At 32.5% G+C, this 317-nt stretch carries 1 protein-coding gene; it reads left to right on the forward strand.

The genetic code is table 11. The features are described from left to right. On the forward strand, positions 1 to 317 hold a 317-nt coding region (locus UUA_RS19765; protein ID WP_202946903.1), incomplete at both ends, for a hypothetical protein.

Below are 317 nucleotides of genomic sequence, written 5' to 3' on the forward strand. Positions count from 1 at the left end.
TAAGACAACAGTTGAAATTACAAAGAATTCAGTAACTTATCCGGTTGGAACAATAGTTCAGGTCATGGTTGAACAACCAAAATTTTATTACAAGGTTGTTCCTTTGAAGCTTGAAAAAATTCAAGATGGTATTGGCTATCATTTGAGAAAAGCAAGATATTATGTTTCTGATTATCCAAAACCAGGATTCAAAATTCACCCTGCGTTTGTCAGAAATGGTGTTGAAAAGTCTAAAATTTATCTTTCCGCTTATGAAGCTTCAATCTTTGATGTTTCAGCAAATGCTTATTTATTAAATGATGAGCAGATTGCTGACT

It is taken from the genome of Rhodanobacter thiooxydans LCS2 (genome assembly GCF_000264375.1).
Classification (GTDB): Bacteria; Pseudomonadota; Gammaproteobacteria; order Xanthomonadales; family Rhodanobacteraceae; genus Rhodanobacter; species Rhodanobacter thiooxydans.